Origin of the sequence: Streptococcus oralis (assembly GCF_001578945.1) — a bacterium.
Classification (GTDB): Bacteria; Bacillota; Bacilli; order Lactobacillales; family Streptococcaceae; genus Streptococcus; species Streptococcus oralis_Q.
Genome location: NZ_KQ969555.1, coordinates 46,270 through 50,498, shown reverse-complemented (window position 1 = coordinate 50,498; position 4,229 = coordinate 46,270). Strand labels below are relative to the sequence as shown.

The window sequence follows — 4,229 nt, the reverse complement described above, 5'->3', positions numbered from 1 at the left end:
GTTTTAAAAACTAAAACAGAGAGTACAATGAGGATATTTTTTAATATCACAGGGAGAGAATTTTGGAATATAGTATTTTTTAAGAATTTAATTCTAGTTTCACCCATCTTAGTAGTTATTTTTTTCTATAATATTTTTTTAGGATTATTTTCATGTTTACTTATTTTTTTACTTAATAGCATATTTTATATACCGAAGATTAGGTATGTGAGGTCAAGATCTAAACAATTATTCAACGTGTCATATTTACTGTCTGTCGTTGATAGCTTAACAGTGTTTAAAGCTATTACCGTACCTATCTTTTCAACATTTGTTTTTATGTTTATGTGGTTGGTTTTACCAGATTTTTTAGGAATTGATACCTCAAACAAAGTGATGATATTGAATACAGCTTTATTCTCAGGGACAATATTTTTTAGCAATAAAGGAATAAATTTCTATTTTCTTACCTTAAATAAAGATTTTCCTTATCTGAAGGCTGTAGGAATCGATCTAAATAAATTTATAAAAAAAAGAATTTGGTCTTTAAATGTTATTAGTATTTTATTTCCTGCTACTTCTTTATATTTCTTTCTAAATTATTTGGGGTATAGTTTGATAGATATTTTATTATTTCTTTTCGGAATTTCTCTAGCATATTTTTTATGTCAAAGCATACAAATGTTAGAGGTATTGCTATTTAGAGGATATCGTTTTCGAGATGCGAAAGAGCTAGAAGCTTTTTCGATTCCTGTGAATATGAGGATTAAGTTATATATTATACGCTTCATACCAATCATAGTTTGCTTATTATTCAATCAGATTAAATTATTTGGTTTATGGAGTTTAATCCTGTTAAATATAATTTATATTGGTATTGTTTATTTTAGTTTGTATCGGTACACGATATTACAAGTGATTAAAGGAGATTATAATGTCCATTTTATCCATTAAAAATATTTCAAAATTTTACGCCCTGGATGGGAATAATAAAGAGCAGGCTCTAAGGAATATTAACCTACAGATTGCTGAAGGAAAAATCACTGCGATTTATGGTCCGTCAGGATGTGGCAAAACCAGTCTATTAAATATTATCAGCGGTTTAGATAGGGAGTACGAGGGAATTTTAGACTTTAAAGGAGAGTCTCTCAAGGAATTGTCAGAGGTTGAATTGACGCAATTTCGCAAAGACAATATAGGGTTTGTCTTTCAAAACTTCAATCTCATCCCCCATCAATCTGTTCTGGATAATGTCAAGTTGCCTCTCTATGTCAAAGATTTATCGGATAAAGAAATGACAAGGATAGCCCAAGAACAACTTCATAATTTAGGGATGGAGCCTTTTATGGCTAAGAATGTTAAACAGCTCTCTGGTGGACAAAAACAACGTGTAGCCATTGCGCGTGCTTTGGTAAACCAACCAGATATGATTGTAGCTGATGAGCCAACTGGATCGCTCGATTCTCAATCTCAGGAGATGGTTTTGGAAGTGTTCAAAAATTTAGCCCAAGCTGGGAAAACAGTTCTAATTGTTACTCATAACCCAGAGGTTACTGAATACGCAGATGTGATTATCAAAATGAAGGATGGTGAAGTCGTTGAAGAAATCAAAAAATAAAGGATTGTCCTTTAAAAACAAATTCAAACTTTCTTTAAGTAACTTTTTGGAAAGAAAGTGGCGTAACTTGCTGATTGCAGTAGCGACCTCGATTGGTTTTATAGGCGTGTTGATTTCTCTTGGGTTAGGGAATGCCTTGATTTCGATGATTGATGAAAATACCAACGGAGGCAAGCTCCCTTCCCAAGTTCAGATTGCACTGAATTCCAGTGTTGCTGGCAGAGGTTTTTTGAACCAAGATGATAAGAACTATATCGTGGATACGATTGGGAAAGAAAATATTAAATATCTAGAAAGTCCTTTTGGCATGACCATGTCAAAGATTAGCATAGACGGACACGAAGTGGATTTTAGCCAATCCATGCCTTCTTATGCTCAAGTCGTGAGTTTGTATGAAGATACAAGTATTTCTGTTAGCAGCAATGAAAAAGAAAAAGTGCTAGCAGGCACTCTTTATACGGATGTTAACGAGCAGGGACTGACGATTCCAATGAGTTTGCTCAAAAATTGGAATGAACAAACAGGGAAAAATCTGACAGCTAGTGATGTTATTGGCAAACCAGTCTCAGCAACCATTGTAGAAAATGCTGCTGAAGGTAGCAAGTTGGCAAGTTTTCAAACTCATATTGTGCGTGTCATCAATGACGAAGATGATGCAGAGGATAGCAATAGTTTCATGGCTTCGAACCAGATGGAAACCATTTTAAAAGAAGCTGAATTCACAAAGGCCGTATCCTATTTTATTTTGGAACTTAAAGACCCTTCTCGTACGAAAACAGTAATAGAAGAATTGCAGAAAAATAAGAAGTATACAGTTCTTTCTCAACAGGCCGTTCTTGATATTGTGATTACCTTTATTCGTGTCATTCAGGGATTGCTGATTGTACTTTCTTCACAAGCGATTGTGGTGGCTGCAGTTATGATAGGGATCATCATTTACATCAATATTATGCAACGTTCTAAGGAAATTGGTGTCATGAAGGCAGTTGGTTATCAAAATAGAGATGTGAAAGGAATCTTTATCTACGAAGCTCTTTGGATTGTAGGGATTGCCTTACTTATAGCCTTTATCATTGCACAAGGGCTAGGAAGTCTAGCGAATATTATTGTCCACCATTTCTATCCATCTATCTCTAAAGTTTTTGAATTAAATCTTCTCTCCGTTTCAGGAACTCTTGTTTTTGCTTTGTTTCTTGGCTATATTTCAGCCTACTTCCCAGCACGTAAGATTAGTAAAATGGATCCAGTGGAGTCCTTACGCTATGAGTAGGGACAGAAGTTTATCAAAAAGAAACTGACAGAGAAAAACAACGCCCGTACTTGCAATTCTACTTAAATAGTTATATAATAATAATGTTGAAAGGTGATTTGTAGTGATTCAAGTTACTCTTTTCACAATAAAATTTTCAGGATTTTCATAAGGAGGAAATCACTAATGGTAGTTAAAGTTGGTATTAACGGTTTCGGACGTATCGGTCGTCTTGCTTTCCGCCGTATCCAAAACGTAGAAGGTGTTGAAGTTACTCGCATCAACGACCTTACAGATCCAGTTATGCTTGCACACTTGTTGAAATACGACACAACTCAAGGTCGTTTCGACGGTACTGTAGAAGTTAAAGAAGGTGGATTCGAAGTTAACGGTAAATTCGTTAAAGTTTCTGCTGAACGTGATCCAGAACAAATCGACTGGGCTACTGACGGTGTAGAAATCGTTCTTGAAGCAACTGGTTTCTTTGCTAAGAAAGAAGCAGCTGAAAAACACCTTAAAGGTGGAGCTAAGAAAGTTGTTATCACTGCTCCTGGTGGAAACGATGTTAAAACAATCGTATTCAACACTAACCACGACGTTCTTGACGGTACTGAAACAGTTATCTCAGGTGCTTCATGTACTACAAACTGCTTGGCTCCAATGGCTAAAGCTCTTCAAGACAACTTCGGTGTTGTAGAAGGATTGATGACTACTATCCACGCTTACACTGGTGACCAAATGATCCTTGACGGACCACACCGTGGTGGTGACCTTCGTCGTGCTCGCGCTGGTGCAGCAAACATCGTTCCTAACTCAACTGGTGCTGCTAAAGCTATCGGTCTTGTAATCCCAGAATTGAACGGTAAACTTGACGGATCTGCACAACGTGTTCCAACTCCAACAGGATCAGTTACTGAATTGGTAGCAGTTCTTGAAAAGAACGTTACTGTTGATGAAGTAAACGCAGCTATGAAAGCAGCTTCAAACGAATCATACGGTTACACAGAAGATCCAATCGTATCTTCAGATATCGTAGGTATGTCTTACGGTTCATTGTTTGACGCAACTCAAACTAAAGTTCTTGACGTTGACGGTAAACAATTGGTTAAAGTTGTATCATGGTACGACAACGAAATGTCATACACTGCACAACTTGTACGTACTCTTGAATACTTCGCAAAAATCGCTAAATAATTCTTGAGTCGATAAAAGCAAGGCCTTCTGGTCTTGCTTTTTTCGGCTCTTTGTCAACTGTAGTGGATGACTTATAGCTAACATCTAGAGAGGACCAGATTGGTTCTCTCTTTTATGATGTTCAAAGTGACCAAAATTGGCTCTTTGTCAACTGTAGTGGGTTGAAGTCAGCTAAGATCGAGAAAGGAT

At 36.4% G+C, this 4,229-nt stretch carries 4 protein-coding genes; all 4 read left to right on the top strand.

Annotation, left to right across the window (positions count from 1 at the left end; all coding sequences use genetic code 11):
- The coding region (locus SORDD16_RS11345; RefSeq protein WP_241734041.1) for a hypothetical protein at positions 1-933 on the top strand (933 nt) is incomplete at its 5' end.
- Positions 914-1,597, top strand: coding sequence for an ABC transporter ATP-binding protein (locus SORDD16_RS08655; RefSeq protein ID WP_061453132.1), 684 nt, complete (start codon positions 914-916; stop codon positions 1,595-1,597). The genes SORDD16_RS11345 and SORDD16_RS08655, both read left to right, overlap by 20 nt.
- Positions 1,566-2,867: an ABC transporter permease gene (locus SORDD16_RS08650; protein ID WP_164966509.1), complete on the top strand. Its 1,302-nt coding sequence runs from the start codon at positions 1,566-1,568 to the stop codon at positions 2,865-2,867. Before SORDD16_RS08655 ends, SORDD16_RS08650 begins: the two co-directional genes overlap by 32 nt.
- Positions 2,868-3,032: 165 nt before the next feature.
- On the top strand, positions 3,033-4,040 hold the full coding sequence (gap, locus tag SORDD16_RS08645; protein WP_061416717.1) for a type I glyceraldehyde-3-phosphate dehydrogenase: 1,008 nt from the start codon (positions 3,033-3,035) through the stop codon (positions 4,038-4,040).
- Positions 4,041-4,229 lie beyond the last annotated feature (189 nt).

Excerpts from the sequence above, each read along its gene's own strand:
- SORDD16_RS08655 (WP_061453132.1), top strand. The coding sequence starts at position 914 with ATGTCCATTTTATCCATTAAAAATATTTCAAAATTTTACGCCCTGGAT.
- SORDD16_RS08650 (WP_164966509.1), top strand. The coding sequence starts at position 1,566 with ATGGTGAAGTCGTTGAAGAAATCAAAAAATAAAGGATTGTCCTTTAAA.
- gap (WP_061416717.1), top strand. The coding sequence starts at position 3,033 with ATGGTAGTTAAAGTTGGTATTAACGGTTTCGGACGTATCGGTCGTCTT.